Genomic DNA, 25,697 nt, shown 5'->3' on the forward strand with positions numbered 1-25,697 from the left:
GGGTAGGCCACAACGACAGAAAAGCCGATGTATAATTTATAGAATAATTTTTTACGATGACTCGCCCATAGAAATTAAAAAAACAAGGTTTTTCAGCGGATATGCCTCGCGTTGTATTGGGCATTTTCGTAGATAAAAGTCGGTTTCTGGGTCAGCCATATTCACAGAAATCCTAGAAACTCAAGCTGCAATTTTTGTGGGGGGCGATCGCACGCCGATCAATCAAAAATTGGTACAATTTCGTCAGTCTTGGACGCAAAAACCGGGTTTGCTTACAGAGAAAAAACCCGGTTTCTTGGGTATTGGTAAGTAGATGCTGTGTTCAAAACTTTTAACCACGCCAAACAACTCTACTCAGCAGGTGGAGACTTTGCTTCCAGGGCATCTTTAGCAGACAATCCCTGATCTTGAACGCCAAAATACCACAAACTAGCAGCAGCTTCGGCACGAGTCACTGATTTCTTCGGCTGAAACAAAGTAGTAAAACCAAAAACCCGGCGAATATTCGCCAAATCTCCATTGTTAAAATCAGCTAAAACTGCCCGCGACGCCTGGGAATCAATCTTAGAAGCATCTTGAAAACCCCACTTTTCTTTCACTCCTTCAATGTTAGCTGTCGGCAAAACTTGACGACTATCTAAAGGCACTTTCCAGAGAATCATTGTTTCGCGAGTTAAAGGTGCATCCGGGCGAAATTTCACATCTTTAGTTTCTCCAGAAAGCGAACTCGGAATTACACCGGCTTCTGCTAAACCTTGAATTGCTGAAAAATCCGGATCAGTTTTGGGTACGTCAGAAAAAGCCGGTTCGCTAGAGTCTACTGCTAATCTAATTTGTTTGGCTTGACGGCTAGCATAAATCTGATTGTTAGCTGCTACTAACCAGCGGGCGTATTCGCGGCGAGTGACAATTTTGTTGGGTTTGGGTAAAGTGCGGCCACTTTCTAAATTAGCACTTTCGGTCGTTCGCACTTTCAGCACTTCCAACTGACTTAAATCTGCCACAAACTGCCGCAACTGTTGAGGAATTTGGGTGTCTAGTTGGCTAACTTGTGCTGATTTTGGCGATGCGGATGGTGTTGGAGTAGTTCCCTCTGAATTAGAGGGAGTTGGTGAAGCGGTTGGAGATGCGCTAGACTCGGAATTATTAGGTTGGGGACTGGCGGCAATTTCGGGGCTTTCTTTGCTGTAGTCGATCGCAAATTCTGTAGAACCCCCTACTTTTTGAGTAGGAGAAAGCGACACTGTTACCCGTAAATTATCTCGCGTTGCTACCAAAGAACCTTGTCCCTCGGCGGTGGGGCGGCTGACTATTTCCCAGTTGCGACGCCCAAACTCTGTAGAGTAAAAGTTCCCAACCGAATTAACCGGATCTGTGCTTTCCCAGCGCAGCCGCACATTTTTTTGCGACGGATCGGTTTGCCCAGTAACTTCGATTAACTCAGCGTTAGGATAGAGTGGAATCTCTGTCGGGAAATCGGGAGGAAGTTTGGCGGTAGAGTTTGTCTCAATTGCTGTCGCTGGTGGCGGGGAAGAGAAAACCACTGGATTTTGTTTTAATTTCGGATCGGCGGCTAAAGATTCTTCAAGTGCCTTGCTGTTGGGGCTGTTTGCACAACCTGTGACAGCAGCCAGCAGACACACAGCCAGCCAAGTATTTACAGCAGCGAGTATATTAGTTTTATTGGTTTTAGTGATTTTAGAGCGTCCTTGAGAGTTGCCTCGCCGTTGAGTAAATATAATATTCAGCATAAATCCCCCCTTTGCGGATATATTTCTAGGCTAGCGCAGATCGATCGGGCAAATATATTTATTACCCAAATGAAATTTCTGTATTTACTTCTAGTTACTGCTACATTACTTTCATACCCTGTCAAGTTTGCCCGTCCTGCTGCATCTCAACCAGCCCCGCTGCGGACAGCCATTCAGATGCCAGAGTGGCAGCCATTTTGCTCAGCGATGGGTCAGTTTGCGATCGATATGCCGGCAAATCCCAAAATTAATTATGAAATTTTTTCAAATCAAATTATTGCTCATACATACCGATCGAACTTTAAAAACAAAGAAACTTATTTGCTTCAATACTTTGACCTAGATTTTCGCCTGACTAACAATAATATCAATAATATCAGAATAACTTTAAATAGTGCAGTTGATTTTTTCGTCGTAGGGGCGAATGCTAAAGTCTTGCAAGTGCGGGATATTTCCCTCGGAGGCTATCCGGGAAAAGAGTTTGAGTTTCAGCCACTTTCCCCTACTGAACCTGTAGGTGTAGGTCAAGTTTTTTTGGTAGAAACGCGCGTTTATGGGCTGGTAGCCACTACCTCAGAACCCGAAAATGCTCAAAAATTTCTCGACTCTTTTCGTTTATTTTGAAGCAGGAAGTTGGGTAATGGGTAGTGTACGATATTTAACGGATTTAACGGAGAAATGTTGAAGGAATAAGTCACAGATTCCAGGAAAGAGAGAAAAACGAGTGGGGAGCGGTTATCTAATTTATTAATAAAACTTATGCTTGGCAACTGGGTGTTCAGGAAAATCTTGACTTGGGCAACAAAAAAGATTCCCATCAACCGCGTTTTTGAGGAAGAATGTAGTCAGAACTAAATTACGCTTGATTTCACGTAATACCTTATTGTATTTTTTGTACTCTATCTAACGACATAGATAAATTTTACACCCGTGGAGCGATGTAGATACTTGCTCAAGTTTATATATTTGATATAAGGATTTTTAAATTGCAGAAAGCACAAACCAGAAAGCACAAACAAAGATGCTGTCTTGCTCCATCTCGCTCCCATCTGGCTCAACTAAGTCAGCCTCATAGAAAGCTTACCCGGAGGGTATTAACCTATTATGAACAAATTAACACCAATTCTCCTCAGCGGCATCCTATTATTTGGAGGTGCTGCTTGCAGCGACGTGGCTAAAACGAGCGCTGATGCTCCTAATTCGGCCACAGGAAATACCACTAGCCCGCCCCCAGCCGAGACAGTTCAAAAAACTCAGGGTGACGCCACTAGCCAGATTCGCCAAAACCAAGCAAATTCTGATATTAGGGCCAGAGAACAGCGCAACAATGTGACGGGAGGCGATGCCATAAGAGCCGATGGCGACCTGCAAAGTGAAGTGCGGTCCAAGTTAGAAGTAAACATCACTAAAGGTCAGCTAACTGTGGAGGCCAAAGACGGGCTTGTCACCGTAGGTGGCACAGTTCCCAATCAAACTGATCTAGCTAAAATTGAGCCGCTAGCTAAAGAGATTAAGGGTGTCAAAGATGTGAATGTTACGGCTGTTGTCGCCCCCGCTGCACCCGCATCGCCTAGCAGCAATCAATAAATGAGCCGGAAGAAGTCCGAGGGAAAGATGTAGTTATCTAGTAGGAGAGAAGTCTGAGGGAAGAGGGTAAAGTTTGGCATTGTAAGATTGCTTGCGGAGCAGATTACAATGCTTAGGTGACTATCTAGGGAGAGCTGGGTTTTAAAGTGAAAGAGTTTAAATTGAATTTTAAATTCACCCATTCAAAACTCACGCAATACCTGCAACTTCCCCTTCCCAATTTCCGATTTCCCATCCCGGAAAAAGAGTGGGAAACCAACCTGAAGATAGAGTGGGAAGTTATTCCCAGCGACCGATGAAAATTGTTGGGAAAAAATGACTAAATGTGATTGATGGCAGAGCATAAATTCTGTGGTTGTGTAAAAGTAGTATATTTTTCAGGAGAAAAAAAATGGCTTTAGGTCAACACAAGCGAGCTGTAGGAGCATTTTCTAATTACCGAGATACGGAACTAGCCCTGATGGAGCTGCAAAGTACCGGGTTTCCGATGAATAAAGTTTCGGTAGTTGCGGAAAAGCTAGATAACAGCGAAATTGCGGGCGCTAGCGCTGGTAAGAGTACCGACGAGAAAGTCGGTGGTGGCGCCAAAGCAGGGGCGACAGCGGGAGTCGTGACGGGCGGTTTGATTGGGTTACTCGGAAGCATTGGAGCGCTAGCGATTCCGGGAGTTGGCCCGGTGATGGCGGGGGGTGCGATCGCAACTCTGCTGGCAGATACTGTAGTCGGAGGCGCGATTGGGGCTGCAGCAGGCGGTTTGGTCGGCGGTTTGGTCGGTTTGGGAGTTCCCGAAGATAAAGCTAAAGCTTATAACGATCGCGTCTCGCGCGGAGAATATTTGGTATTCGTAGAAGGTACAGATGCCGAACTTGCCACAGCCGAAGGAATTATGAGCGTGCGGGGCATTCAGGATTGGGGCATTTACGATGTGCCAGCAGACACCGGCCGCAGAGCTTCTGGTCGCCAGAAGCGCGCCGTGGGAGTATTTTCAAGCCGCCACGAGACGGAACACGCACTGGGAGAACTGAGAACTGCCGGTTTCGACATGAATCGGGTTTCGGTCATCGCTAAGGATGCTGACTCCAAGGGCGACATCGCAGGCATTGACGTGCACGACAGCACGGACAACAAGGCCGATGAAGGGGCCACAAAAGGCGCCCTCACCGGTGGCACTTTGGGCGGTTTGACAGGCTTGTTGGTAGGTCTGGGCCTAGTGGCAATTCCGGGCATCGGGCCGATTATGCTGGCAGGAGCCTCAGCTACGGCGATCGCCACTACACTTGCCGGTACAGCTTTGGGTGCGGCAGCAGGGGGCTTGATCGGAGCTTTAGTCGGTATGGGAATTCCCGAAGAGGAAGCTAAAGTATACAACGATCGCGTGGCCAGAGGAGATTACTTGGTACTGGTTGACGGCAGCGAAGCAGAAGTCGCTCAAGCCGAAAGCATTCTGAGTCGCGGAGGTATTCAACATTGGAACACCTACGACTATAATCCCAGCGTCGATACTGCTCGGGCTGATTACGGCGCTCCTGGCACTCCAGGGGTTGATACTACGCCTGGTATTTACGATCCCAATCAGGGCCTTACCGGCAACCGTCGGGTTTAATAATTAAGACTTTGTTTGGGTATTGTTTCTACTTCCTGCAGGGTAGTCGCCCTCGCGCACTCGGATTGTAGAAAGTGATCCAACCAACACCGGCGAGCTAGCGGTTTTACGCTTCGTCAGTAAAATTATCTCAAAAGTCGGCTTTTTCTCTGAAAGCCGGCTTTTGTTTTGTTCTGGAAACTTAAAAACGCCCCCTGTCAAAAGTTTAATTTTGATTAGGGGCCGGGTCCGTGAGCTGGGCTTTGCGCCGGAGGAGCGATGGGCTCCCTTAATTTTTATAGCCTAAATCAGCAGCAGTTTTTTACTCTGTAACACTCACTACAGCTCGATTGCAAACCCTGCAGTATTATCAAATTTGATGACATAAATTACAGCAGATATTGCCCAGTTAGTCAAAGAGCGACTATCTTTAATTATGGGGTGGCTAATTTCACCAACTTATACAGGTGAAGTACCCAGTCCCGCGCGCCCAGAAATGCCTGCGGTGGTCGGCAAATATTAGAATAGTAATAATTGTCGGAGGCTTCGGGCAAGACTTAGGCTGGTCATTAGTTAGCTGTAGCAGCAGAATTGCCGTTGGCAATACCTGCTACAGGAATACAGTTTTTCTGGGAATGCCTCACCGAAACATTTGAGAAGCCCAGAAACAGCTTTTATGTCCGGGAGCGCGTCAGGTGTCGGGTGTTCTGTAAATTAGAACCGCAAGCGCTCATGGATCGAGTAAACATTAACAGCAAGCACAGCAGCGCGGGAGCACAATGGCTCGCGGCTAATTTTTTCGCGAAATCTCAGGCTCAGCGCAGCGTATTGTTTGCTTTGCCTGCTGCTCGCTCAGCACTCCGAGGGAAACAGCCTTCCTGTTGGATTTCACGCTGCGCGCAGCACAGTGGGGGGAGGTGAAACTAGCTGAGCTGACCGAGCTCTGCTTTCAGGGGCGATCGAAGATAGAAGGCACTTATGTAGAAGGCATTTGGGGTTGAAGCTCCGATATCTTGTTTCTTGATTGCACTAACTAATAAATTCGATCGCCAGTACCAGCAATTTTTCCGGTCAGAATGCGGCGCGGATGCCGCCAGCAATACCCCAAATATTCGATCTATCTTTACAAGATCGATCGACAACTTCTCGGTATTTTGGTAATTAGTTAGCAGGTAATATTAGTGGTTAGCAGTTAGTATAAATAAAACTAACAATTAACAACTAACATCAACGGCTAAATAATTACTAGCCAAATAATACTTACAGGACTTACAGGCGGCGAGAAACGCGGTTTTTTCATAACTTCCGCGCTAGCCAACCTCAGATTATACCAGAACCCGGTTTATTTTCGTAAATTATAACTATGAGAGCAGGGTGATGGTAGGAATCAAGCAGTTTTGACAATTGTTAATGTGGCAGTATTAGTTTAAAAAACTGACTGGCAAACACGATAGTACAAACTTTCACACAACATAGAACATCGAGAAATTAAGGAAACTCACTCAATTTTTTTATGAATTTCACTGAACTTTTAAGTGCCGATGAACTTTTAATTAGACATAGAAACGGGGAACGAGATTTTCGAGGAGCTAACCTCATTGCAGCTCATTTGAGTGAAGCTAATCTCAGTCGAACAAATTTGAGCAACGCTAATTTGAAAGGTGCCAACTTAATTAGAAGCAAACTGATTGGAGCTAATTTAAACGCCGCCGACTTGAGCGGAGCTAATTTGTCTAAGGCGAAATTAATTGAAGCCAACCTGGGAAGTTCTAGTTTCACTGGAACTGTGGCGATCTCCGCAGATTTTAGCGGCGCCAATCTCAGCGGAGCAATATTGTCTCAGGCTGACTTGAGCAAAGCGGTTATGACGGGAGCGAGTTTAGTAGGAGCTTGTTTGCTAAGCGGCTCAAAACTAACTGAGGCTAATTTGAGCGGGGCGACGCTGAGCCGAGCAATTATGAGCGGGGTTGACTTAAGCAGAGCAAATTTGACGAGAGCCATTCTCAGCGAGGTAGACTTGACCGGGGCGAACCTGAGCGGAGCAACTTTAACTCGGGCTTATCTCAATCGCGGAAATCTCAGCGGCGTCAATTTGGTTGGGGCTTGTTTGAGCGAAGCAAGTCTGCGGGAGGCTTCTATTAGCGCTGCTAATTTGAGCGGTGCTGACTTGAGCGGTGCTGATTTGCAATCGGCCAATCTAAATGGCTCTAATTTGAGCGGGGCTGACTTGCAGGGAGCTAATTTAAGTAAAGCTAATTTAAATGGTTTGATTCTGCACAATGCTGATTTGAGGGCTGCGAATTTGAACAAAGCTTCTTTACGGGGAGCTAACTTGAGCGGTGCGAATTTGGCAGGTGCTAGCTTGCTGGAAGCGGATTTGCGGGGGGCGAATTTGAGTCACGCCAATTTGTCGGGAGCGGGTTTGCTCCTAAGTTCTCTGACAGGGGCGAATTTGACAGGAACTAATTTGTCCGAGGCTAATTTGATTGGGGCAAGCTTGAATGTTGATAATTTGAATGAAGCAGCTTTGGGCGGGGCGATTTTGCCGAATGGAGCTACTCACAGCCGGGATTGATGAGTTGAGTGAACTAACCTGACGGTCAACTGGGTACAGTTAGACCGCAGGCTTCTTTTTCCTTTTTTTCAAAGGCTTTTTTGAGTGACGGAGTTCCCCCGCCACTTTCGTAATTCAGACCAATCTTTCTTATGAGTTTGGCTGAGTTTTCGTCTCGATCTAATGATTCTCCACACTGACAAGAATGCCACCGCTCCGATAATTCTTTCGGTACTTTGTTGAGGCAGTTCCAGCAATGTTGGGAAGTTCCCTTCGGGTCAATAAACAAAACGCTTTTGCCTAGCTTCCAAGCGACATACTTGAGGACGTTAGTAAATTGCCCATGAGCAGCATCAAGCATGGATTTATTCAAACCGCTTTTAGCCGACTGACCGTTTGGCAAATAAACCAAACTGCCATCCTCAATATCAGTCTTGGGTTTGGCGCGTCTAGTCAGGTTTTTGACACTCAAGTCTTCAACAACTAAAACATCACACTTACCGAACAGCTCATGTGCCGTTTTGAATTGGAAATCCAATCTGGCTCTGGCAACGAATTGATGGAGTCTGGAAACCTTATCCTTGATAATTTTCCAAGGCTTAGAACCCTTGACTTTTTTGGCTAATTTCGCTTGAAGCCTTGCCAGTTTTTGGGCTGACTTTCTCAAGAATCTAGGATTCTCAACTCTTTCGCCATTGGAAAGATAGGCGTAATTTGTTATTCCTAAGTCGATACCAAGAGTGTTTTTGTCAGTCGGTTGAATTTCTGCAACCGTTACGGGAACCGTCTTATCTTCTAGCGTCAATGCAATATACCACCCATCCGCTTCTCTGATGACTGTAACCGTCTTAACTTTAAAACCAGTTGGTATTGGACGATGGAAAACCATCGGCACTTGACCTATTTTCGCGAGGTCAATACAAATCCTGTTTTGCTCATCCTTGATAATATCTAAATTGCCTAACTGAGGATAAGTGAAGGATTTGTAGTAGGGTCGCCCCTTAAATCTGGGCTTGCCTCTACGATTGCCATTTTTATCGGGCGTGGTGAAGTTTGAGAAGGAAGTTTCAACTCTGTTGACCACATCTTGCAAAACCTGAGAATCCAACACTTTGTAATCAGGAAACAGTTTTTTTGTGTTTTTCAAGTCAGCAAGTTGAATTGTCTGCCACTGTACATATCCGCCTTCAATGTTTGAGAAAACATCACCTTTTTTAGTCAAAGGATTGCCTGATTCATCCTTTTTCCTGCCATCCCTAGTTTGGACTCTCGTCAAAGGAATATTTCGATAAATCTCCTCAACGGGGACTATCGAAACAATCAAGGGACAAGCGTTTATGGGTGTTCTCGTGGTTTCCCACCACCTGAATCTTTCGCCTAATCGGTAGTTGTACTGCCGCCGACAAAGTTCTAAGTGAGCCACAATCGTTGTTGATTGAGCTTTCGTGGGTTTGAGGCGGTATTTGTAAGTGAGTTGCATTTCTAAACTTCCTGTTTTCGACCTTTGAATAGTATAGTTTATGTACGTCCAAAATGCCACCCCAAAAATTATTATTTCAACACTTGGAAAAAGCATCTAAAATCAAGATGTTCCCGAAGATTGATTCGTGATAGGCGAGATTAATTGTTGGTTTCCGTTCCTCCACCCAACGCTTCTGGACATCACGCTCGGTAATTTAGTCGGGGTACTTCGCGAGCGCTCAGATTAATCCCCTCTAAATATACCGAGGGACTTCCCGGCTGGGAGTTAAATAATCTTTCATTTAAAACTCAAAACTTTTCGAGCTTCAGCCCCAGCGGCAACTTCTTCAACCGGATTCGCGGTATGCAAGAGGGGAAGTTCAACGGTGAAGGTGGCTCCCTGTCCTTCACCCCTACTCTCAACCCAAATTCTGTCGCCGTGCAGTTCCCCAAGTTGACGCGCGCGCGCCAGCCCCAATCCCAAACCCCCAAATTTACGATTTAGAGCTCCATCCTCCTAATCTTCATCTTTCTTTGGGAAACATACTTGCAAAATTTTTGACACCGTGCTATGGTTAAAAGGTTTGAGACTTAAAAATCAATAGAGGTAAAACCCCGCAGAATGAAACAATTGGGAACCCATCTGGTCGCTGATGCTTGGCAGTCTCCTGGAGACCTGCTCAACGATCCTGAACGTATCCGCCGCGCTATTCTCGATGCGATCGAAGCCGGAGGAGCTACTCTCATCGATTTGTGCGTACACCAGTTTAGTCCTCACGGAGTGACAGCTACTGCTACTTTGGCAGAGTCTCATATAGCAATCCATACTTGGCCTGAACACGGTTATTTTGCTGCAGACTTATTTTTCTGCGGAGCCGGCGACCCTCACCGAGCCATGAAGGTGCTACAGACAGCTTTGGAAGCTAAACAGGTAAAACTCACTGAGTTCACGCGCGGTTTCGAGCCCGGGGTGGGAATCGTAGGTTCTGCTTGTGAAGAGCAGTATGCCCCTCGTTCAGTAGAAACGATTGCCGCCAGAGGATGATGGCCAATTAGCGTAACTTTGAACATTTTATGCTAGGTTTTGTTTAAAATCCCACGGCTTGAGCCGTGGGATTCTTGTTGGAATTTACTTTTTCATTAATAAAGGGCGAACAACTAAATAACCTGCACCGAAAGCTGCAATCACAATCAGAAAAATCGCGATCGCCAACCACAATCCACTTAAGTCTGAGGTTTTTTTGAGTTGCGATCGCACACGGTAAGGAGTTTCCGGCACCTCTGTAAATAATTTTTCGGGAAGTGGCTGCGGCATCGAGGCGGCTGTTGGCTCCGGTTCCGGTAGTGGGAAGGGGAAAGCCACTGTCTGAGGTGGTTGAGGTATGGCAGAGTTAGTCTGCGAGGTTACAGGTGGTGGGGGCGGAGGTTCAACGCTGAAATTGAATTTGACTGACGGCATTTGAGGCATCCCTGTCTGGGTAATACTCTGAGCCGAGTTGACTACTTGCTGTAACTGTTGGGATACTTGAACTACTGTTTCTACTTCTCGCCGCAGTTGTTGATTTTGTTGGACTAATTGCTGATTGTGGGTTTTGAGGGAGTCCACCATCGCTTGGGCTGCTTGCAGCTCTGCCGTGACTTCTCGATAGAGGGAAATTGGTACTGATGGAGAGTAACTATTTGAGTTTTCAGGGGAAGTATTGTCAGATAAGGTAGTATTTTGCATAATTGTAGATGGCGAGGGTGAACTTGTTTTAGTTTAGCCTGAGACTATTTGCAATTAGATCGATCGCAACACAATTCGTCAAGATATTTGTTACAGATATTGAACGTAAAATTAATTTAATGTTACAAGTTTTTAGTCGATCGCTATGAATAAGCACGCACCGGAACAAACTATGTCGCAAAAGTCAAGCACCGAAGAAATGAAATACGGCGAACGCCAGATTTTGGAAGGGGAGTTAATTACTTTCCCGAATCCGCGAGTCGGGCGGCGCTACTCGATTAACATTACGTTGCCAGAGTTTACTTGCAAGTGTCCGTTTTCTGGCTATCCCGATTTTGCGACTATTCACGTTACTTACGTGCCAGACGAGCGGGTGGTAGAGTTAAAGGCGCTGAAACTGTACGTCAACAGTTATCGCGATCGCTACATTTCTCACGAAGAATCGATCAATCAAATTTTAGACGATTTTGTGGCGGCTTGCGCGCCGCTGGAAGCGACGATTAAGGGCGATTTTTCGCCACGCGGGAACGTGCACACCGTGATTGAGGTGTCGCATCAGAAGTAGAAGGCTCAGCCTTTAAATGTGCGTTATCAGAATACTCAGATACCCGACTTCTTTAAGAAGTCGGGTATCTGAGTATTCTGTTTTTTTAGCCCTTGCTCACTTAACTAGATAAATTGTTATCAAAGACTAAAGATTATCCGCTGCTGGTTGGAGGCGGTATTGTTCGCGGACGCTCAATAACTTAGTCTTGGAACCCTTTGGTTCTAAGGCTTCCGTCAGCCAAAGCTCTTGCTCATGCTTGATGTTTATCGCCCGCCGGATTTCTTTCACCTCCTCACGAGAAATACCTAGCTTATCTGCCATGCAGTTATGAAGATGTAATTCTGACAAATCAATTTTGCCATCAGCAACGGCAATCTCCCAAGCTGTACATAATATTAGGCGATGCTTTAGTCGCTCTTTATTGCTTTGACTACAACTTTTTTCCCGATGTTCTTCATCAAAAGGAATACTCGTTGTCATGATTTCATCAAATTTTTGCCCTTGTTCTATGGCTTTGCGAACTAAATCTCGCTCTTCCTTTCTCATACCGGAGGTAGTCATCAATCTATCTATAGTATCTTCCTCCTTGTCATCTAATTGACCATCAATCCAAGCCATTGGTAAAGCAGCAATAATTATCTCTGATAAAAACTTGCTCATCTTGGCCGCTTCTTCTTGATTTTTCCAGCCCGTCAGACCGCTGTAAATCCCGACAGTTGCTAATACTCCCAGTCCAACAGGAGCAGCAAATGTTAGTAATGAGTAGTACCCTGCACTGACAACAATACCCGTTGAACTGCCCACCAAGCCCCCAATCAAAGGAATGCTGTGGATAGTTGTCCAAATACTAGCCGGCGCAAATACTGAGGTCGCAACTGCTGAAGCGCCAACACCAGCCAAAGCCCCTACAGTTGCACCTGTCCCTAGTGCAAAAGCATCTTTTGTCCAATCTTGCCCCTTATTTTGCTTTAATAAGTCGGCACTTATACCTTCATACTCTGCAACTGAATTTTTACCAACATATACATTCAATCCTTCTAATTCACGATCGATATAGCTTTGATAAGATTTATCACTAAAGTTGATGCCACGCTTACAGCCCTCTTCATAAATTTTCTGGCTGGCATCGTTAATAGTAGATTTAACTTTCTTCCAGGATTTGCCAAAAATATCTTTTAAATCTTTAATATCGGTTTCTATGTCATTTAATCCAGCAAAACCTTTTCCTCTTAGTCGCTCTAAGTAATAGCCTTTATTCATGTCAAAAATCATATCTAAAAGTGCCAGTGCCACCACAAGAGCAATAGCGCCAGCAATGGGACTGGTAATAGCACCGATCAGGGGTACACCCGTCCAAGGTATAACGGAATAAGCCATGAAAGTCACAATGCTACTAATTACCAGTAGTCCAACAGTAATAATTTTTCGCTCTGTGGCAGATGAGTCAATATCTGAATACAAAATTTTGAGGAGCCGAATATATGAGGGAATTTTGGGAATGCGAGTCAGAGCGAACTTGATAACAGGAGCCAGTACAGGAATCAAAAGAGCGAAAAGCGCACTGAGTATAGGTAAAACTGTTTGAAGGACAAAAGGAACGATAATTGGCATAAAAAAATACCAGGATAAGTTGATCCATAGTTATTGAGTTTTTTTAAATTTAAATAACTATGGGTAGATGATATCTCTTGTTGTGAAGATTTACAATTGTATAGTCACTGACTTTTATTAAAAATTACCTGATTAGCAGTACCATAATTTACGTAAATTCACTTATTTTCCGATATAAAATCTATTGCATTCGTGTCACCAACCAGGCTCAAACCCATAATGAAGGTCGCTTGTAGTCGAGTCTCTATCTCCCTAAATCCCCTTAAAAAGGGAGTAGGGCGTGACTTTGAATGCTCTTCCCCCTTTTTAAGGGGGGCTAAGAGAGATCGAGGGGATTGTGACTCAGACAGAAGACTGATACTACCTTTTACCTGGTTGTTGACATCAATGGTGGGCAATGCCCACCATAAAATTAATTTTGACTAGCTAGAGAAGTCGGCGCTATTTCGCTCTTTTCTTCCTCTTGTTTCGATTCTGCCAACTTGTCCAAAATCTCCACAACTTCTCTTTCAAAAGTCACCTGAGCGCGATTTGTGCGCCCGCCGACGTATAGTTTGCCGTCCTTTTCCAAAGCCCAAATCTGCGAGTGAGACAGATAGCTCATCAGCACACTAAGCATTAGCAACCCGAAGCCAGTATAAACGATCGGAATACCAGGATCGGCTTTAATTTGCAATCCCGTACTGCCTACAACTTCGTCAATTGTCAGCATGACTCCGTTAACTTCCACCGCCGTGCCGGCGCGAACTGTAGTTAACAATTTGCCATCCGTACCGTACACTAACATCGTTCCTTGCAAGTCTTTTGCTAGCAGAGAAACTCCCGCACTCAAATCTGGTTTTGTGGGAATCCAAGCACCCCAAATTCGGCCTTTACCTTGGGTGTCTAGCTGAGCCATTGGCAATTGTAAAACCGGGCTTTTGTTGAGGCGAACTCGCACGGCGGCTATTGCCCAATCTGCTTGATAAAATGTGACTCCCCGATATCTGAGGGGCTCGTTAACGTGAATGGTTTTACGATCGACCTCTTGGCCTGTTTTGTCCAAAACTGACAGATCAGAGTAAAATTGGTCGATCGCACCGCTCGGACTATAATCAATCCAGAACCGATTAACTCGCATCGACCAATCCTTCGGTATTTGCGGCCCCGCCCAAGGCCCCGCATCCAAGATATTCTGCACCTGAAATGTTTCGCCGCTGGCAACCATTTCTTGACCGAGAAATCCCGTCATTGCGCCCCATATCGACCCAGTTAAAATAATTAGCATACTGGCGTGAACAATAATCGGGCCGACTTTGCCAATTATTCCCTTGCGGGCATAAACTTTTTCGCCTTCTCGAAATATGCGGTAGTTTTTTTGCTGCAAAAGTGGTTCTAACGAAGTTAAAGCAACTGTTTCTAATTCCGCACTGAGAGCTAATTTTTCAAACTGCTTTGGTTCTTCATAAAATTTCCAGCGGCGGGCGGCTTTTAGTGCGGGAAATTGTCGGGTAAATGTACAAGCTGTTAAGCTGCTGCCAAACAAAATTAGGATTGACAAAAACCACCAAGTGCGGTATACGTGGTCAAGTCCTGCAATTAGCACAACTTTCCAAGTTAGGAAGCCGAACAAAGCAGGGTGTTCTGGATAGTTAGATTGGTAAAAGGGTACTGATTGGCCTTGTTCGATGACAGTGCCGGAAATGCTGAAAAATGCGATCGTCAGCAGCAAGATAATGGCCAGCCGCAAATCTGCGAGCACCGGCAAGATTTCTCGCTTGAAAAACTTTTGAGGGGCAGTCGCCCAGCTTGAGAGTTTTGATAGAAATACTTCTTTTGATGTCATTGGTAATTATGGAGGAAGTTCGGCAACGAGCAATGTACGGGATGTAACGGATGTCAGCAAGTTCGGCAACCAGCACTGTACGAGATGTAACGGATGGAAGAAGGGAGAAGGAAGAGAAAGGAGGGAAAAAAAAGATGAACAAAATATTATTATGTTTATTGAAAAAGTCTCAATCAATTTTGAATTCTTTCTCTTTTCTTTCTTTCTTCCTTCGTGTTCTAGCGCTTACGCGCGGCTTCGCCTAACGCGTCTTCGCGGTTCGTTAAAAAAAACTTAATTCACGCATTCCATAGTGATTGCTATATCTCTCAATAAGGACTGAATTCCTGAGAACGAAAGTTACGCGGGAAGGATGCGGGAAAGCAGAGAGAAAACGCCAAATCCTACTAGCAAAACGCCGCTAACAGGCGTAATCCAACTCGACCACCGACGTAATTCTAACAGCTTTTTTATGCTAGCAGTGAAAGTGCCTGCTATGATTAGCGGAGCGACGTAGCCAGCAGCGTAAAACAGCAGTAACACACCACCTAAAACTGTATCTCCCGTTTTGGAAACCCAAGCTAAGAGTGTAGCTAAAACCGGCGTGCTGCAGGGAGAGGCTACTAAACCAAAAGTTAAGCCCAATAAGTACGATCGCACACCCGCCGGCAAATCTTTCGGCACCCACCCCACAGCGTCGAAAGACGGCATTTGTAAGGGTAAAGCTTCGAGTAAATTCAGCCCCATTAGAATAGCAATAATGCTGACAAGAATCGGCAAACCCAGGCCAATTTTGCCGTAAACTTGTCCGGCAAATGATGCTACAATACCTAAACCCGCAAGGGTGGTGGCTAATCCCAGGGAAAACCACGCAGACTGGGCTGCTGCTTGCAGGCGACTTTTTGCTTCGTATCCACCGATGTAGCCGATCGTGATCGGCAACATTGAAAGCATACAGGGCGTTAAGCTCGTTAGCAACCCTGCCAGAAAGATGACTCCGACGCTGACTAAACTGAGGTTTGTCAGTTGCGTATTTACTAAATTATTAGCAAATTGTGCGAGTTCGTAAAGTTGAGTTTGCAGGGTTTCCATCAGTCGATTCTAGATTTTAGATTTTAGATTTTAAATTTTAGATTGAGTCCACAGCCCATCGATTTTAGATTTTAGAGAGACTCTACAGATGAATTTGGGAGTTTAAACTAAATATCTAATATTTTTGTTATTCACGACTCCTGTCGGGGGCTGGTATCCCTAGGCAGGCGACTTCAGGTTCGGGGCTGTTCTGGCTTTGTTGAAAATTGTAACAGATGCGCGCAGGTTCGGTTTGAGATTTAAGATTTTAGCGAGATTTACTGGTTGGGAGTTAAAAGGTCGATCGCACCCTGGTTTAAATTGATATCTTGACCGCAAGCATCCAGGATACCCGCCACGTGATTCATTCCTTCGGAGACTCAGGAGGGAGAAATAAAAACCTGTATCCGATGAAACTTGCCGAACGTATTTATCTCGCGCAAGTCAAGGCTTCAATCTAAAATCTAAAATCTAAAATCTAAAATCGATTGACAGCATCCTCAACAAGCTGTTGGCAATGGGCGCAGCTACACCCGATAATGCGAAATCAGCCCGAAAGCCTGTTGTTGAAATTATTCAAGCAGACTTTAATTTTACTCTACTGTAAATTAAACCCACTTTCTTCATTAATAGACCCGTCCGGCATTATTGCCCCAGCCAGCACCGCACCTCTGAGATTTGCTCCCGTTAAAGTAGCGCCTTCTAAATTAGCATTGCTCAAATTTGTGACTTGTTTGGAACCTCGGAAAAAGAAGCTGTGCAAGTCAGCACCTGTTAAATTAGTGTCTGCCAAATTAGCATATTGCAAGTCAGCACCGTGCAGCGTCGCATCCGTTAAGTTAGCTTGGGTAAGATTGCTTCCCCAAAGTCGAGAATCTAAGACATTAGCATCTTGTAAATTGGCGCGGCTCAGATTTGCCAAAGTCAGATTAGCATCCCACAACTTGGTACCGTTGAAATTAGCTTCTGTCAAATTGGCTCGACTGAGATCCGTGCCTAGAATATCAGCATTTGCTAAATTAGCGCCGGTGAGGTCTGCGCCAGAAAGATCCGCATTTTTTAAGTTAGCACCGGACAAATTAGCGCCGGACAAATTAGCGCCGCTCAAATTGGCTTCTTGGAGATTAGCGCCCCGCAAATCGACAGCGCTCAAATCGCATTGCTTCCACAAAAAACTGACGCACCAATTATCCTTTAATAGGTGACTCAAATCCTCCCCATTCGCTGCCATCACAGGAGGAGTTAAGTAGAGAGTGAACAGGACGATCGCCAACAATGCAGCGAAGAAAATTTTCAACCTCATAACTTTTTTCATTGACACTAATTTGTGCCATAAATTATTGATGTCTAATCAAAGCATAGCAAATAATCGGCAACTTTCCTCAGCAATATTACTCAAAAATATTAGTAATTTGTGGAACAGGCCGTCGGGCCTGTTAAGCGAGAATGGTGCTCGGGGCGTGAGTAAAAACCGGGTTTAAGATGGCCGTGTCCGATGGACAAATCCCGATCGAATATCGCTACAAAGTAATACTTGCTGCCGACAGTTGCGATCGCTCTCCCAGGGGCATACCTGCCAATAATCCCGGTAGGAACTGCTCAATATGGGAAGAAAGAAACCGCCAATCTAGGCGGAAAACCTTATATTTAAAGGGTTCTAGACGCATTTGTTCTGAAGTGCGATCGGCATCACTAACTAAGCCCAACTTTCATCACACAAGTCAATGCCCCAGCATCACCAAATCTCATCAAAGTTATCACGTTCCTGACACTACGGATATCACTGTCAGTAGCTGAAGTATGGAGGAAAATGACAGCATACAGTTGAACACCACTCCTCCCATGCCTACTATCCCCCTTCTCCCAACCCAATTAGTTGTCACAACTATTTTCAATTCAATCGAATCTTTGGGATTCACTAATATTTCCGGGGTATTTTCGGGGGAGCAAGCTGAATCCCGACAAGAGGCAAATTTAAAAGTTAGTACCAAAAAGTTTTACACTCAGGGTTTAAGAAATCTCGAACAACAAAACTTGGACGGCGCTATTAAAAATTTTACTGCCACAATTAACATTAATCCGCAATTCGCGTCAGCTTACAACGATCGCGGTGTGGCCCGCTACAAATTAGGCTATAAGCAATCGGCGATCGAAGATTTAACTACAGCCATCGAACTCAATCCTTACCGAGCCAAGTATTACAGCAATCGGGGGTTTATGCTGACTCGTTTAAAACATTATACTGCGGCGATCGCAGATTACAACTCGGCACTCCTGCTCAACCCTAATCTAGCTCAATCTTACTTTGACCGAGGTGCTATCCGCCTGCAAATGGAGAATTCCCTAGCAGCACTAGCTGATTTTGAGTCAGCAATTCGCCTCAATAACGATTTTGCTAAAGCTTACTTTAACCGAGGAGTGATTAGATATAAATTGAGAGAGGTTCATGGAGCATTTGAGGATTTCCAGAAGGCAGCAGGGCTTTTTAAGCAGCAGGGGAGAATGGATTCTTATCAAGATGCGGTTTCTAAAATTAGTCAGCTATGGTATTAGTTGAATTTGGAAATTGGGAATTGATAATCAGGTAAGGTGCACCGAAGAGCACCCTACACCTATAATTAGGGCGCGAGTCTTGTTAAAGTTAGCCAACTCTCAAGGCGGCGTCTCCGGGGGGCAAGCCATCGGCAAGGAAAGCAGTAGAAAAGTTAATTGTAAAAGCAGCATTTTGAACTGCTGCAGGGGCGGCATTTTGAACCACAGCCAAAGTCACTCCTCCAAATTGAATGAGTGTGTTGCTGCCTGATTGGGTGAATGAGGTGTTGGATAAAGGGCTGGTTAAGCCAATACGATCGCCCTCTCCAGGCCTAAAATCAAGAATTATATCGCTCGCCCCATCCAACTCCAGATTTTCACCCGTAACCAGAACAAACGTATCAGTACCGCCACCACCAGTGAGAGTATCGCTGCCAGTATCGCCAATCAAAAAATCGTTACCATCGCCACCGATTAAAACATCGTTTCCTCTGCCGCCTCGCAAAAAGTCGTTACCAGCATCGGCATTGATAATATCGTCGCCGAGATTTCCGTTGATAATATCGTCGCCAACACCTCCGCTAATGGAGTCGTTACCTTTGCCGCCTCTAAGAAAGTCGTCACCCGCTTCGCCCGTGATAGTATCGTTGCCTTGGCTGCCGTTAATTGCATCATCAGTCGGTGAACCGATGATGCGATCGTTTGCACTACCTCCCAGTACACCGCTGGGATTTTGCTGAGAGTCTTGGGAAGTGACTTGATAGTTGTTGGGGGTGTTTGGCAATCTGAGCGCTCCCAAAGATAGATTTACGAAATTGGTACTATTGATTAAAGCGTTGAGCGCATTAACATCGCTAACTATGCTAGAAACCCGACTGGGAACGATTCCTTGAACGACTTTTGCAGTTGAAATGCGATCGCCCTGCTGCACCGCATTCACCGTTTCAAAACCTTGAATAACGTTACCAAAAACAGCATAATTACCATCCAAAAATGGCAAATCATCCAAAGCAAAATAAAACTGCGAAGAAGCCGAATCCAAAGCATTAGAACGAGCCATTGCCACAGCCCCTCGATTATGCTGCAACTGCGGCGTCTGGGTTACAACTTGGCTGTAAACAGGTTGCGCGGCCCCTTGCGGCGTAATTTCCAAAGGAATAAAACGCGCCTGATTGGTATCAGGGTCAATAAAACTACCCGTTCCCAATTGACTCGCTGGAATTGTCCTATCTCTGCTGCGCGGATCGCCTCCTTGCACTACAAAAGGCTCTGGCTGGCGCACAACTCGGTGAAACATCACCCCGTCGTAAATGCCTCGTTCAACTAAGTCAACAAAATTTCCCCCAGTAATCGGGGCATTAGTGCCGTCTACTTCGATCGTAACGGGTTGACCGTTAATTATCTGGACTACTATAGCTTTGCCTGTTAACGGGAGTGCAGCGCTCATGGGTAAATTGCTATTTGAGTGAGTGATCGTTGGGTTTTAGAAGCAATCCGCGAATTGCCCCTACCCATTTAATCAGAAAACTGTAAACTTGTGTTAAGTACAGTTCTACTTCTAAATTTATGATGCCCCGTCGCAAGTTTTTTACCACTTTATTGGCAATTTGTCTAGTTTTTCTAAGTTTCAATTTTGCCACACCTGCATTTGCCCTAGGTGGCAAGCTTCCGGCGGTGAATCAACCAGCCCCGGATTTTAGTTTGCCAACAAACAGCGGCGACGGACAAGTGTCCCTGTCCGATTATCGCGGTAAGTGGCTGGTAGTCTATTTTTATCCGAAAGACTTTACTTCGGGATGTACGATCGAAGCGCGTCGATTTCAGGAAGACTTGCCGAAATACTTGGCAAAAAATACTCAAATTATCGGTATTAGCGCTGATGATGTCAACTCGCACGCGGAATTTTGCGATTCGGAAGGTTTGAAGTTTCCACTGTTAGCTGATACCGACGGTAAAGTGAGTAAAGCTTACGGTTCTTGGATGAGTTTTATCTCCGCGCGACACAGTTTTATTATTGACCCTGAAGGTATTTTGCGGGAAACTTTTGTGAAGATTAATCCGGCGATTCACTCTAAAGAAGTGTTTGCCCGCTTGCAGGAATTGCAGGCTAACGGGTAATACCATTTTAGATTTTAGATTTGAGATTTTAGATTTGAATAATTGGGAATGACTGATGAACCTTGTCTTGGTAGTGAAGACTACATTCCTCTGAAAATACAGAGGAATGTAGTCTTCACTGCCAACGTTATCAGGTTGATTTGAACTCACATCTTGCACCATTCTCAATAATTCTTTTTTGGGTGGATTCTCCTGCCCAACCCCTACTCCCCACAAGAAAATCTACTCTTTGTGGAACGGGCCCCAGAGCCCGTTCTTGACAATGGTGCAAAATCTCAGTTTTACGCGAAATGATAGCTGTAACGTGACAAGCGATAAAAGACTAAATCTAAAATCTAAAATCTAAAATCGCCTGTCATGACATATTCAATGAGAATTAAACTTGCTATTGACTGCAACAGATGCGACAGAAGATTCATTGTCTGAAAAATTTTTCTTTCTGCTAGCCATGCGACGTTCCGGGTCAATTCCCTCGAAGGTTGGCGGCAACCAAACTCGGACTACCAACAACACTGCCAAAACCAGCAAAAATGCGCCTGTTGATAATATTTGAACCGAGGGAGTTTCCAGCACTCCCCGCACTATCACTTCTCGCAAAACTGATACAATACAAACTTCCACAGCTACGCCGATCGAAACTCTTTTTTCTTGCAAGTAAATAATTAGCAGCCGAAATAATTCCACTAAAACTAATAGAAATAAAATATCTGCCGTGACTTCCTGGAAATTCAAAGGAGGTAGCAGCGAGAAGAACATTTCTCGCAGTTCTAGCACCATGAAACAAAACAAACCAATACATAGGGAAATTACAATTAAGTCTTGGACTGTTTCCAGACCGGTGACGATTAATTGCAAATTCAACCATTGAGGGGGGTTACTCGACGAGTTGTTTAAACGCTTTTCCATTGACATATGCTGCAACTTGTTTGGCTTTCTTACAGCTTAATTGAACTTAGGTTAATCTATGGCAATTTACAGGTTTAATCTCTTTATCAGTCTCATAAAATTTCGATTGGTTGACAATTTCACACACACTTTTATTTGCCACCCAGGTGGCTTGACATTTAGTGATAGTTTATGCTATGTGAATGCTGCAATAAGTAGCTTTGATATCTAAAAAATACAAGTCTGAATGCTGAAATGCCCCAACTGCTATAAAATATGAAAATTGTAAAGAATTATTTACCACAGCTTGATAAACTCAAGCTAGGGACTCTCGGCTTTAATCATACAAAAGCCGGAAAGTTAGCCCAAAAACCAAAAGTAATCCAGAGAGGATTGAACACAATGGCATTTGAACTTGCACCGTTACCCTTCGCCGCTGACGCCCTAGAGCCAGCTCATATGTCGGCCAACACTTTTTCGTTCCACCACGACAAGCACCACGCTGCTTACGTGACCAATCTGAATAAACTGATTGAAGGAACTGAAATGGCGAGCAAATCCCTTGAAGAAATTGTCAAGGAATCTGCTAAAGACCCATCCAAAGCCGGCATTTTCAACAATGCAGGTCAAGTTTGGAACCACAATTTTTTCTGGAATTCCCTCGCACCGGGCGGCGGTGGCACTCCGACAGGAGCTTTAGCTGAGAAAATCAACGCCGACTTCGGCAGCTTCGACAAATTCAAAGAAGAATTCAAGACTGCTGCGACAACTCAGTTCGGTAGCGGCTGGGCTTGGCTGGTTTTGGACAACGGCACTTTGAAAGTTACCAAAACTGCTAACGCTGACACCCCGGTAGCACACGGCCAAACTCCGTTGCTGACTTTGGATGTGTGGGAACACGCTTATTATTTGGATTTCCAAAACCGCCGTCCCGACTACATTACTAATTTCTTGGATAATTTGGCTAACTGGGAGTTTGCAGCAGCAAATTTGGCTGCGGCTTAGTAGCATCTTAGTTTGAGGACTAAAGTCCTCACTACAAACTTTATCGGTTTGTAGTGAGGACTTTAGTGGTGATGAATGAGAATTATTTAACCTGACATCTTGCAGCAATATCAATAAGAGGATTTTTCGTGGGGTCGGGCGGGTTTATAGAACCTATTTGCAAGCTTTAAGGCTGTTGGCGAACCCGCCCCTAGGGCTAATTGAGAATGGTGCAAGATATCAGTTTAACCAAACTTGCTATTAAGGATCGCGAATTAAATAACTTACAATTTTAATTGTTATTGTGGGATGGGCGTCCCGCCCGTCCAAAAAGGACGGGCTCTTAGGCCCATCCCACTTTCAAGAGTGGAAGTTATTTAATTCTCATTCCTAAGCTGTTCGGCATTTAAAAGACGATTGTAGGGTGCCCAGCGTACAGAAGTGTTTCCCGCATAAGCGCGTAAGTGTTCACTCCTGACGCACCATACAAGCCTCGTTAGTGGTTTAAATGCTCCACAGCTTAGCAGACAAAAACAGCTTTCAACATTCCTTCGTCTCGGTCTGGGTGGAGTTCAAATCCGAGTTTTTTACAGAGGCTCTGCATCTTGTAGTTGCTATTGAGAATGTAGCCGACGATCGCCTCTAATTTCTCTTCCTGACCAATTTGCAACATCCGCCTCAATAATTCTGTTCCCAAACCGCGCTGCTGATAGCTATCGCTAACGATGAGGGCAAATTCGGCTTGGTTTGTGCCGTGGAGTTTGCTCAGACGCGCTATTCCCAAAATCCGGTGTGCTGAGGTTTCCGGGTCTGGACGATCGGCTACTAACACCATTTCGCGATCGTAGTCAATAAAACAAATCCGGGTCAAACGTTCGTGAGCAATGCGGTGCTTTAACTTTACCATGTGAGCGTAGCGCAAATACACGCTCTCTTCGGAAAGTTCTTTGTGGAAGAGCACCATCAGCGGCTCATCTTCTGGGCGAATCGGACGGATGGTGATGGGACGATCGCCCTCCGTTGACCATTTTTGAACGTATTGCGTAGGATAGGGGCGAATCGCCGTTGAAATGGGGTTTTCCGTTGTTTGCAGAACAACACGGGCATCAAGAGCGATCGCACCTTCAGGAGAAACCAACAGCGGATTAATATCAATCTCGGCAATTTGAGGTTGCTCTACAATCAGTTGACTGAAACGAACTAATAACTGTTCGAGTTGTACCAGGTCAATTGCCGATCTGCCGCGCACTCCTTGCAAAGCTTTATAGATGCGAGTTTGCTCCATCATCCGCCGCGCTAAGGTGGTATTTAAAGGCGGAAGTGCGAGCGATCGATCTTGAAAGACTTCCACTAATTGTCCGCCGGAACCAAACAGCATCACCGGCCCAAATTGTGGGTCAATACTGCTACCCAAAATTAGTTCATAGCCTTCCAAATGCACCATCGCCTGCACGGTTACGCCAAGAAACGCTGCAGGATCGATCGCCCGTACCCGCTGGGCGATCGCCTCAAAGGCACTAATTACAGCCTTAGCATCGCCTAAATTTAGTTGGACGCCCCCCACATCGGTTTTGTGAGTAATCGTCTCAGAATGGAGTTTTAGCACCACTGGATAACCGAGGATCTCGGCAATTTCCACAGCTTCGGCCGCACTCGCTGCAATTTCTGTCGCTACGGTGGGAATCCCGTAAGCTGCTAGCAACTGTTTTGATTCGTACTCGGTTAATAGAGTGCGATTGTTTTGACGGGCGGCAGTCAAAATCTTCGCAGCAGTAGCACACCCGGAAGTATCGAGTTCGCAATCAGCGGGGAGAGATGGCGTTTCGTAGATAGCGCGCAGGTTGTATGTGTACCGCCACATATAGTTGAATAACCTGACGGCGGTATCGGGATAAGGGAAAGTCGGAATATTTGCCTGATTGAGAATTTGCGTTCCCGCTGACACTTCCACACCGCCCATCCAGCTTGCTAATAAGGGCTTTCCGAGTTTGCTGTAAGACTTAAGTTTTTCTGCGGTTTGGGTGGGATTTGTCATCGCTTGTGGCGTCAGGATGACCAGCAATCCGTCACTATTGGGATCGGGAGCGACAACTTCTAAAGTTTTGGCGTAAAGATCGCTACTAGCATCGCCCAAAATATCGATCGGGTTGTGATGACTCCACTGAGGTGGCAAAAACTCATCAAGTCGCTGCAGCGTCTCCGGTGCCAAATCTGCCAGGGCACCGCCGTCGCTAATTAAGGCATCAGTGGCGATCGCCCCTGGGCCTCCGGCATTGGTGACGATCGATAGGCGGTTGCCCTGCGGTCGCGGTTGCTTGGCCAGAATTTCTGCCATGTCGAACAAATCGGAAATCGTATGTACGCGCAACGCGCCACAGCGGCGGAAAGCAGCGTTAAGCACGTCATCGCTGCCGGTCAAAGCTCCCGTATGGGAAGCGGCGGCTTGGGCGGCGGCGGCGGTACGTCCTACCTTGAGAATGATGATCGGTTTGTCGATCGCCACTGGGCGGGCGGCGGACAGGAATGAACGAGCATCACCCATAGATTCCATGTACAAAACGATACTGTGAGTATGGGGATCGTCCCCGAAATACTCGATCAGATCGCCCCAACCGACATCGAGCATAGAGCCGATCGATACAAAGGCGCTAAAACCGACATTTTCCCCCAAACTCCAGTCGAGAATCGAAGTACAGAGGGCGCCGCTTTGACTGATGAAAGCGACATTACCCGGACGGGCGATCGTACCTGCAAAAGTAGCATTGAGCCCAACCACAGGATTCATCACACCGAGGCAATTTGGGCCGATAATCCGCATTCCGCCCAGACGCGCTTGGGCGAGAACTTGCTGTTCTAAAGCCTCCCCAGCCGCACCAATCTCTTTAAAGCCTGCAGAAACAATAATTGCTCCTTTCACCCCAGCAGCGATACATTCGCGGATCACTTGCGGCACCCCAGCAGCCGGCGTAGCAATCACCGCCAGATCCACTACTTCCGGGACGCTAGCAATGTCAGGATAAGACTTGAGCCCCAAGACGCTGTGGCGCTGCGGATTCACTGGAAAAACTGTGCCGCCAAACGGATTCCGAATCAAGTTCCACAGGAGAGTTCGTCCAACGCTTCCTTCTCTCTCTGTTGCGCCGATTACAGCCACGGAGCGAGGCCGAAAAATCCGATCGAGCGGATGACGCTGTTCTTTCCAAATATCGTGAGCCCGATCGCTCGCAGTGCTTTGATTCATTGAATTTATCTGCATAGTACCCTACTTCAATTAATCAGCAATTAATATTGCTCTGCTTTCGATAACTATCACCGAATCAAATCCGAACTCTTTTTCTGCTTTTTTTCTGCTTTTTCTTCATCTTCTTCGGGTGTTTGCGGTTCCTGAAAAAAAAAATCTCATTGCCCGTTTCCGACACGCCCGCCCTTAAACAACATTTGGGTTGTCTAAGTGTTAGTTCGGGAACCCCTTTGGTCAGAGCTT

Annotated in this window: 20 protein-coding genes and 1 pseudogene; 9 read left to right on the plus strand and 12 right to left on the minus strand. The window is 45.6% G+C overall.

All coding sequences use genetic code 11. The features are described from left to right. Positions 1 to 350: 350 nt before the first annotated feature. Positions 351 to 1,751: an S-layer homology domain-containing protein gene (locus tag QUB51_RS03655; RefSeq protein ID WP_333259627.1), complete on the minus strand. Its 1,401-nt coding sequence runs from the start codon at positions 1,749 to 1,751 to the stop codon at positions 351 to 353. Between the two features lie 69 nt (positions 1,752 to 1,820). On the opposite strand from QUB51_RS03655, the gene QUB51_RS03660 reads away from it, so the two are divergent. From QUB51_RS03660 to QUB51_RS03675, 4 genes are all read left to right on the plus strand, one after another. Then, complete coding sequence (locus QUB51_RS03660) at positions 1,821 to 2,375, plus strand: hypothetical protein (protein WP_333052397.1); 555 nt, start codon at positions 1,821 to 1,823, stop codon at positions 2,373 to 2,375. Positions 2,376 to 2,855: 480 nt separating this feature from the next. Next, entirely contained in the window at positions 2,856 to 3,338 is a 483-nt protein-coding gene (locus QUB51_RS03665; protein ID WP_333052400.1) for a BON domain-containing protein, read from the plus strand. A 391-nt stretch (positions 3,339 to 3,729) separates the two neighbouring features. Next, entirely contained in the window at positions 3,730 to 4,941 is a 1,212-nt protein-coding gene (locus QUB51_RS03670) for a histidine kinase (RefSeq protein ID WP_333259630.1), read from the plus strand. Positions 4,942 to 6,433: 1,492 nt separating this feature from the next. After that, positions 6,434 to 7,495 (plus strand): pentapeptide repeat-containing protein, encoded by a 1,062-nt coding sequence (locus QUB51_RS03675; RefSeq protein ID WP_333052406.1) that lies wholly within the window; start codon positions 6,434 to 6,436, stop codon positions 7,493 to 7,495. Positions 7,496 to 7,520: 25 nt separating this feature from the next. Here QUB51_RS03675 and QUB51_RS03680 read toward each other — a convergent pair whose 3' ends face one another. Next, positions 7,521 to 8,954: a transposase gene (locus QUB51_RS03680; RefSeq protein ID WP_333208432.1), complete on the minus strand. Its 1,434-nt coding sequence runs from the start codon at positions 8,952 to 8,954 to the stop codon at positions 7,521 to 7,523. A gap of 279 nt (positions 8,955 to 9,233) precedes the next feature. Next, positions 9,234 to 9,425: pseudogene (locus QUB51_RS03685) on the minus strand (ATP-binding protein); the annotation flags it as partial. A gap of 132 nt (positions 9,426 to 9,557) precedes the next feature. Here QUB51_RS03685 and speD point away from each other — a divergent pair. Next, complete coding sequence (gene speD / locus QUB51_RS03690; RefSeq protein ID WP_190743421.1) at positions 9,558 to 9,980, plus strand: adenosylmethionine decarboxylase; 423 nt, start codon at positions 9,558 to 9,560, stop codon at positions 9,978 to 9,980. Between the two features lie 84 nt (positions 9,981 to 10,064). Here speD and QUB51_RS03695 read toward each other — a convergent pair whose 3' ends face one another. Beyond that, complete coding sequence (locus tag QUB51_RS03695; RefSeq protein ID WP_333208431.1) at positions 10,065 to 10,661, minus strand: hypothetical protein; 597 nt, start codon at positions 10,659 to 10,661, stop codon at positions 10,065 to 10,067. 145 nt (positions 10,662 to 10,806) lie between these two features. On the opposite strand from QUB51_RS03695, the gene queF reads away from it, so the two are divergent. Then, a complete protein-coding gene (queF, locus tag QUB51_RS03700) occupies positions 10,807 to 11,226 on the plus strand; it encodes a preQ(1) synthase (RefSeq protein ID WP_333208430.1) in 420 nt (139 codons plus the stop codon). Positions 11,227 to 11,352: 126 nt separating this feature from the next. Here the strand turns inward: queF and QUB51_RS03705 are convergent, their stop codons facing one another. From QUB51_RS03705 to QUB51_RS03725, 5 genes are all read right to left on the minus strand, one after another. Continuing rightward, a complete protein-coding gene (locus tag QUB51_RS03705; RefSeq protein ID WP_333259633.1) occupies positions 11,353 to 12,819 on the minus strand; it encodes a TerB family tellurite resistance protein in 1,467 nt (488 codons plus the stop codon). Positions 12,820 to 13,231: 412 nt separating this feature from the next. After that, positions 13,232 to 14,644, minus strand: coding sequence for a cytochrome c biogenesis protein (locus tag QUB51_RS03710; RefSeq protein WP_333234314.1), 1,413 nt, complete (start codon positions 14,642 to 14,644; stop codon positions 13,232 to 13,234). A gap of 339 nt (positions 14,645 to 14,983) precedes the next feature. Continuing rightward, positions 14,984 to 15,715, minus strand: coding sequence for a cytochrome c biogenesis protein CcdA (locus QUB51_RS03715; RefSeq protein WP_333233091.1), 732 nt, complete (start codon positions 15,713 to 15,715; stop codon positions 14,984 to 14,986). A gap of 577 nt (positions 15,716 to 16,292) precedes the next feature. After that, a complete protein-coding gene (locus QUB51_RS03720; protein ID WP_333208427.1) occupies positions 16,293 to 17,009 on the minus strand; it encodes a pentapeptide repeat-containing protein in 717 nt (238 codons plus the stop codon). A 205-nt stretch (positions 17,010 to 17,214) separates the two neighbouring features. Next, positions 17,215 to 17,400: a hypothetical protein gene (locus QUB51_RS03725; RefSeq protein ID WP_333052424.1), complete on the minus strand. Its 186-nt coding sequence runs from the start codon at positions 17,398 to 17,400 to the stop codon at positions 17,215 to 17,217. 94 nt (positions 17,401 to 17,494) lie between these two features. Here QUB51_RS03725 and QUB51_RS03730 point away from each other — a divergent pair, with 94 nt between their 5' ends. Beyond that, on the plus strand, positions 17,495 to 18,247 hold the full coding sequence (locus QUB51_RS03730) for a tetratricopeptide repeat protein (RefSeq protein ID WP_333052427.1): 753 nt from the start codon (positions 17,495 to 17,497) through the stop codon (positions 18,245 to 18,247). A gap of 88 nt (positions 18,248 to 18,335) precedes the next feature. On the opposite strand, the gene QUB51_RS03735 is transcribed toward QUB51_RS03730, so the two are convergent. After that, the gene (locus tag QUB51_RS03735) at positions 18,336 to 19,673 is read right to left on the minus strand and encodes a peptidylprolyl isomerase (RefSeq protein WP_333052429.1); all 1,338 of its coding nucleotides are present in this window, start codon (positions 19,671 to 19,673) and stop codon (positions 18,336 to 18,338) included. A gap of 119 nt (positions 19,674 to 19,792) precedes the next feature. Here QUB51_RS03735 and QUB51_RS03740 point away from each other — a divergent pair, with 119 nt between their 5' ends. After that, positions 19,793 to 20,344 (plus strand): peroxiredoxin, encoded by a 552-nt coding sequence (locus tag QUB51_RS03740; RefSeq protein ID WP_333052432.1) that lies wholly within the window; start codon positions 19,793 to 19,795, stop codon positions 20,342 to 20,344. 366 nt (positions 20,345 to 20,710) lie between these two features. On the opposite strand, the gene QUB51_RS03745 is transcribed toward QUB51_RS03740, so the two are convergent. Then, positions 20,711 to 21,250 (minus strand): phosphate-starvation-inducible PsiE family protein, encoded by a 540-nt coding sequence (locus tag QUB51_RS03745; protein WP_333052434.1) that lies wholly within the window; start codon positions 21,248 to 21,250, stop codon positions 20,711 to 20,713. 381 nt (positions 21,251 to 21,631) lie between these two features. On the opposite strand from QUB51_RS03745, the gene QUB51_RS03750 reads away from it, so the two are divergent. Continuing rightward, on the plus strand, positions 21,632 to 22,234 hold the full coding sequence (locus tag QUB51_RS03750; protein WP_333052685.1) for a superoxide dismutase: 603 nt from the start codon (positions 21,632 to 21,634) through the stop codon (positions 22,232 to 22,234). Between the two features lie 499 nt (positions 22,235 to 22,733). Here QUB51_RS03750 and QUB51_RS03755 read toward each other — a convergent pair whose 3' ends face one another. Continuing rightward, the gene (locus QUB51_RS03755; protein ID WP_333052437.1) at positions 22,734 to 25,454 is read right to left on the minus strand and encodes a bifunctional acetate--CoA ligase family protein/GNAT family N-acetyltransferase; all 2,721 of its coding nucleotides are present in this window, start codon (positions 25,452 to 25,454) and stop codon (positions 22,734 to 22,736) included. Positions 25,455 to 25,697: the final 243 nt, after the last annotated feature.

Source organism: Microcoleus sp. AT8-A3, from assembly GCF_036705675.1.
Lineage (GTDB): Bacteria > Cyanobacteriota > Cyanobacteriia > Cyanobacteriales > Microcoleaceae > Microcoleus.

What these genes read in the sequence shown, in the direction of transcription:
- QUB51_RS03750 (WP_333052685.1), top strand. Translation starts at nt 21,632, where the DNA reads ATGGCATTTGAACTTGCACCGTTACCCTTCGCCGCTGACGCCCTAGAG.
- queF (WP_333208430.1), top strand. Translation starts at nt 10,807, where the DNA reads ATGAATAAGCACGCACCGGAACAAACTATGTCGCAAAAGTCAAGCACC.
- QUB51_RS03745 (WP_333052434.1), bottom strand. Translation starts at nt 21,250, where the DNA reads ATGGAAAAGCGTTTAAACAACTCGTCGAGTAACCCCCCTCAATGGTTG.
- QUB51_RS03710 (WP_333234314.1), bottom strand. Translation starts at nt 14,644, where the DNA reads ATGACATCAAAAGAAGTATTTCTATCAAAACTCTCAAGCTGGGCGACT.
- QUB51_RS03715 (WP_333233091.1), bottom strand. Translation starts at nt 15,715, where the DNA reads ATGGAAACCCTGCAAACTCAACTTTACGAACTCGCACAATTTGCTAAT.
- QUB51_RS03665 (WP_333052400.1), top strand. Translation starts at nt 2,856, where the DNA reads ATGAACAAATTAACACCAATTCTCCTCAGCGGCATCCTATTATTTGGA.
- QUB51_RS03730 (WP_333052427.1), top strand. Translation starts at nt 17,495, where the DNA reads ATGGAGGAAAATGACAGCATACAGTTGAACACCACTCCTCCCATGCCT.
- QUB51_RS03720 (WP_333208427.1), bottom strand. Translation starts at nt 17,009, where the DNA reads ATGAAAAAAGTTATGAGGTTGAAAATTTTCTTCGCTGCATTGTTGGCG.
- QUB51_RS03680 (WP_333208432.1), bottom strand. Translation starts at nt 8,954, where the DNA reads ATGCAACTCACTTACAAATACCGCCTCAAACCCACGAAAGCTCAATCA.
- QUB51_RS03695 (WP_333208431.1), bottom strand. Translation starts at nt 10,661, where the DNA reads ATGCAAAATACTACCTTATCTGACAATACTTCCCCTGAAAACTCAAAT.
- QUB51_RS03655 (WP_333259627.1), bottom strand. Translation starts at nt 1,751, where the DNA reads ATGCTGAATATTATATTTACTCAACGGCGAGGCAACTCTCAAGGACGC.
- QUB51_RS03755 (WP_333052437.1), bottom strand. Translation starts at nt 25,454, where the DNA reads ATGAATCAAAGCACTGCGAGCGATCGGGCTCACGATATTTGGAAAGAA.
- QUB51_RS03675 (WP_333052406.1), top strand. Translation starts at nt 6,434, where the DNA reads ATGAATTTCACTGAACTTTTAAGTGCCGATGAACTTTTAATTAGACAT.
- QUB51_RS03735 (WP_333052429.1), bottom strand. Translation starts at nt 19,673, where the DNA reads ATGAGCGCTGCACTCCCGTTAACAGGCAAAGCTATAGTAGTCCAGATA.
- QUB51_RS03660 (WP_333052397.1), top strand. Translation starts at nt 1,821, where the DNA reads ATGAAATTTCTGTATTTACTTCTAGTTACTGCTACATTACTTTCATAC.
- QUB51_RS03705 (WP_333259633.1), bottom strand. Translation starts at nt 12,819, where the DNA reads ATGCCAATTATCGTTCCTTTTGTCCTTCAAACAGTTTTACCTATACTC.
- QUB51_RS03670 (WP_333259630.1), top strand. Translation starts at nt 3,730, where the DNA reads ATGGCTTTAGGTCAACACAAGCGAGCTGTAGGAGCATTTTCTAATTAC.
- speD (WP_190743421.1), top strand. Translation starts at nt 9,558, where the DNA reads ATGAAACAATTGGGAACCCATCTGGTCGCTGATGCTTGGCAGTCTCCT.
- QUB51_RS03740 (WP_333052432.1), top strand. Translation starts at nt 19,793, where the DNA reads ATGATGCCCCGTCGCAAGTTTTTTACCACTTTATTGGCAATTTGTCTA.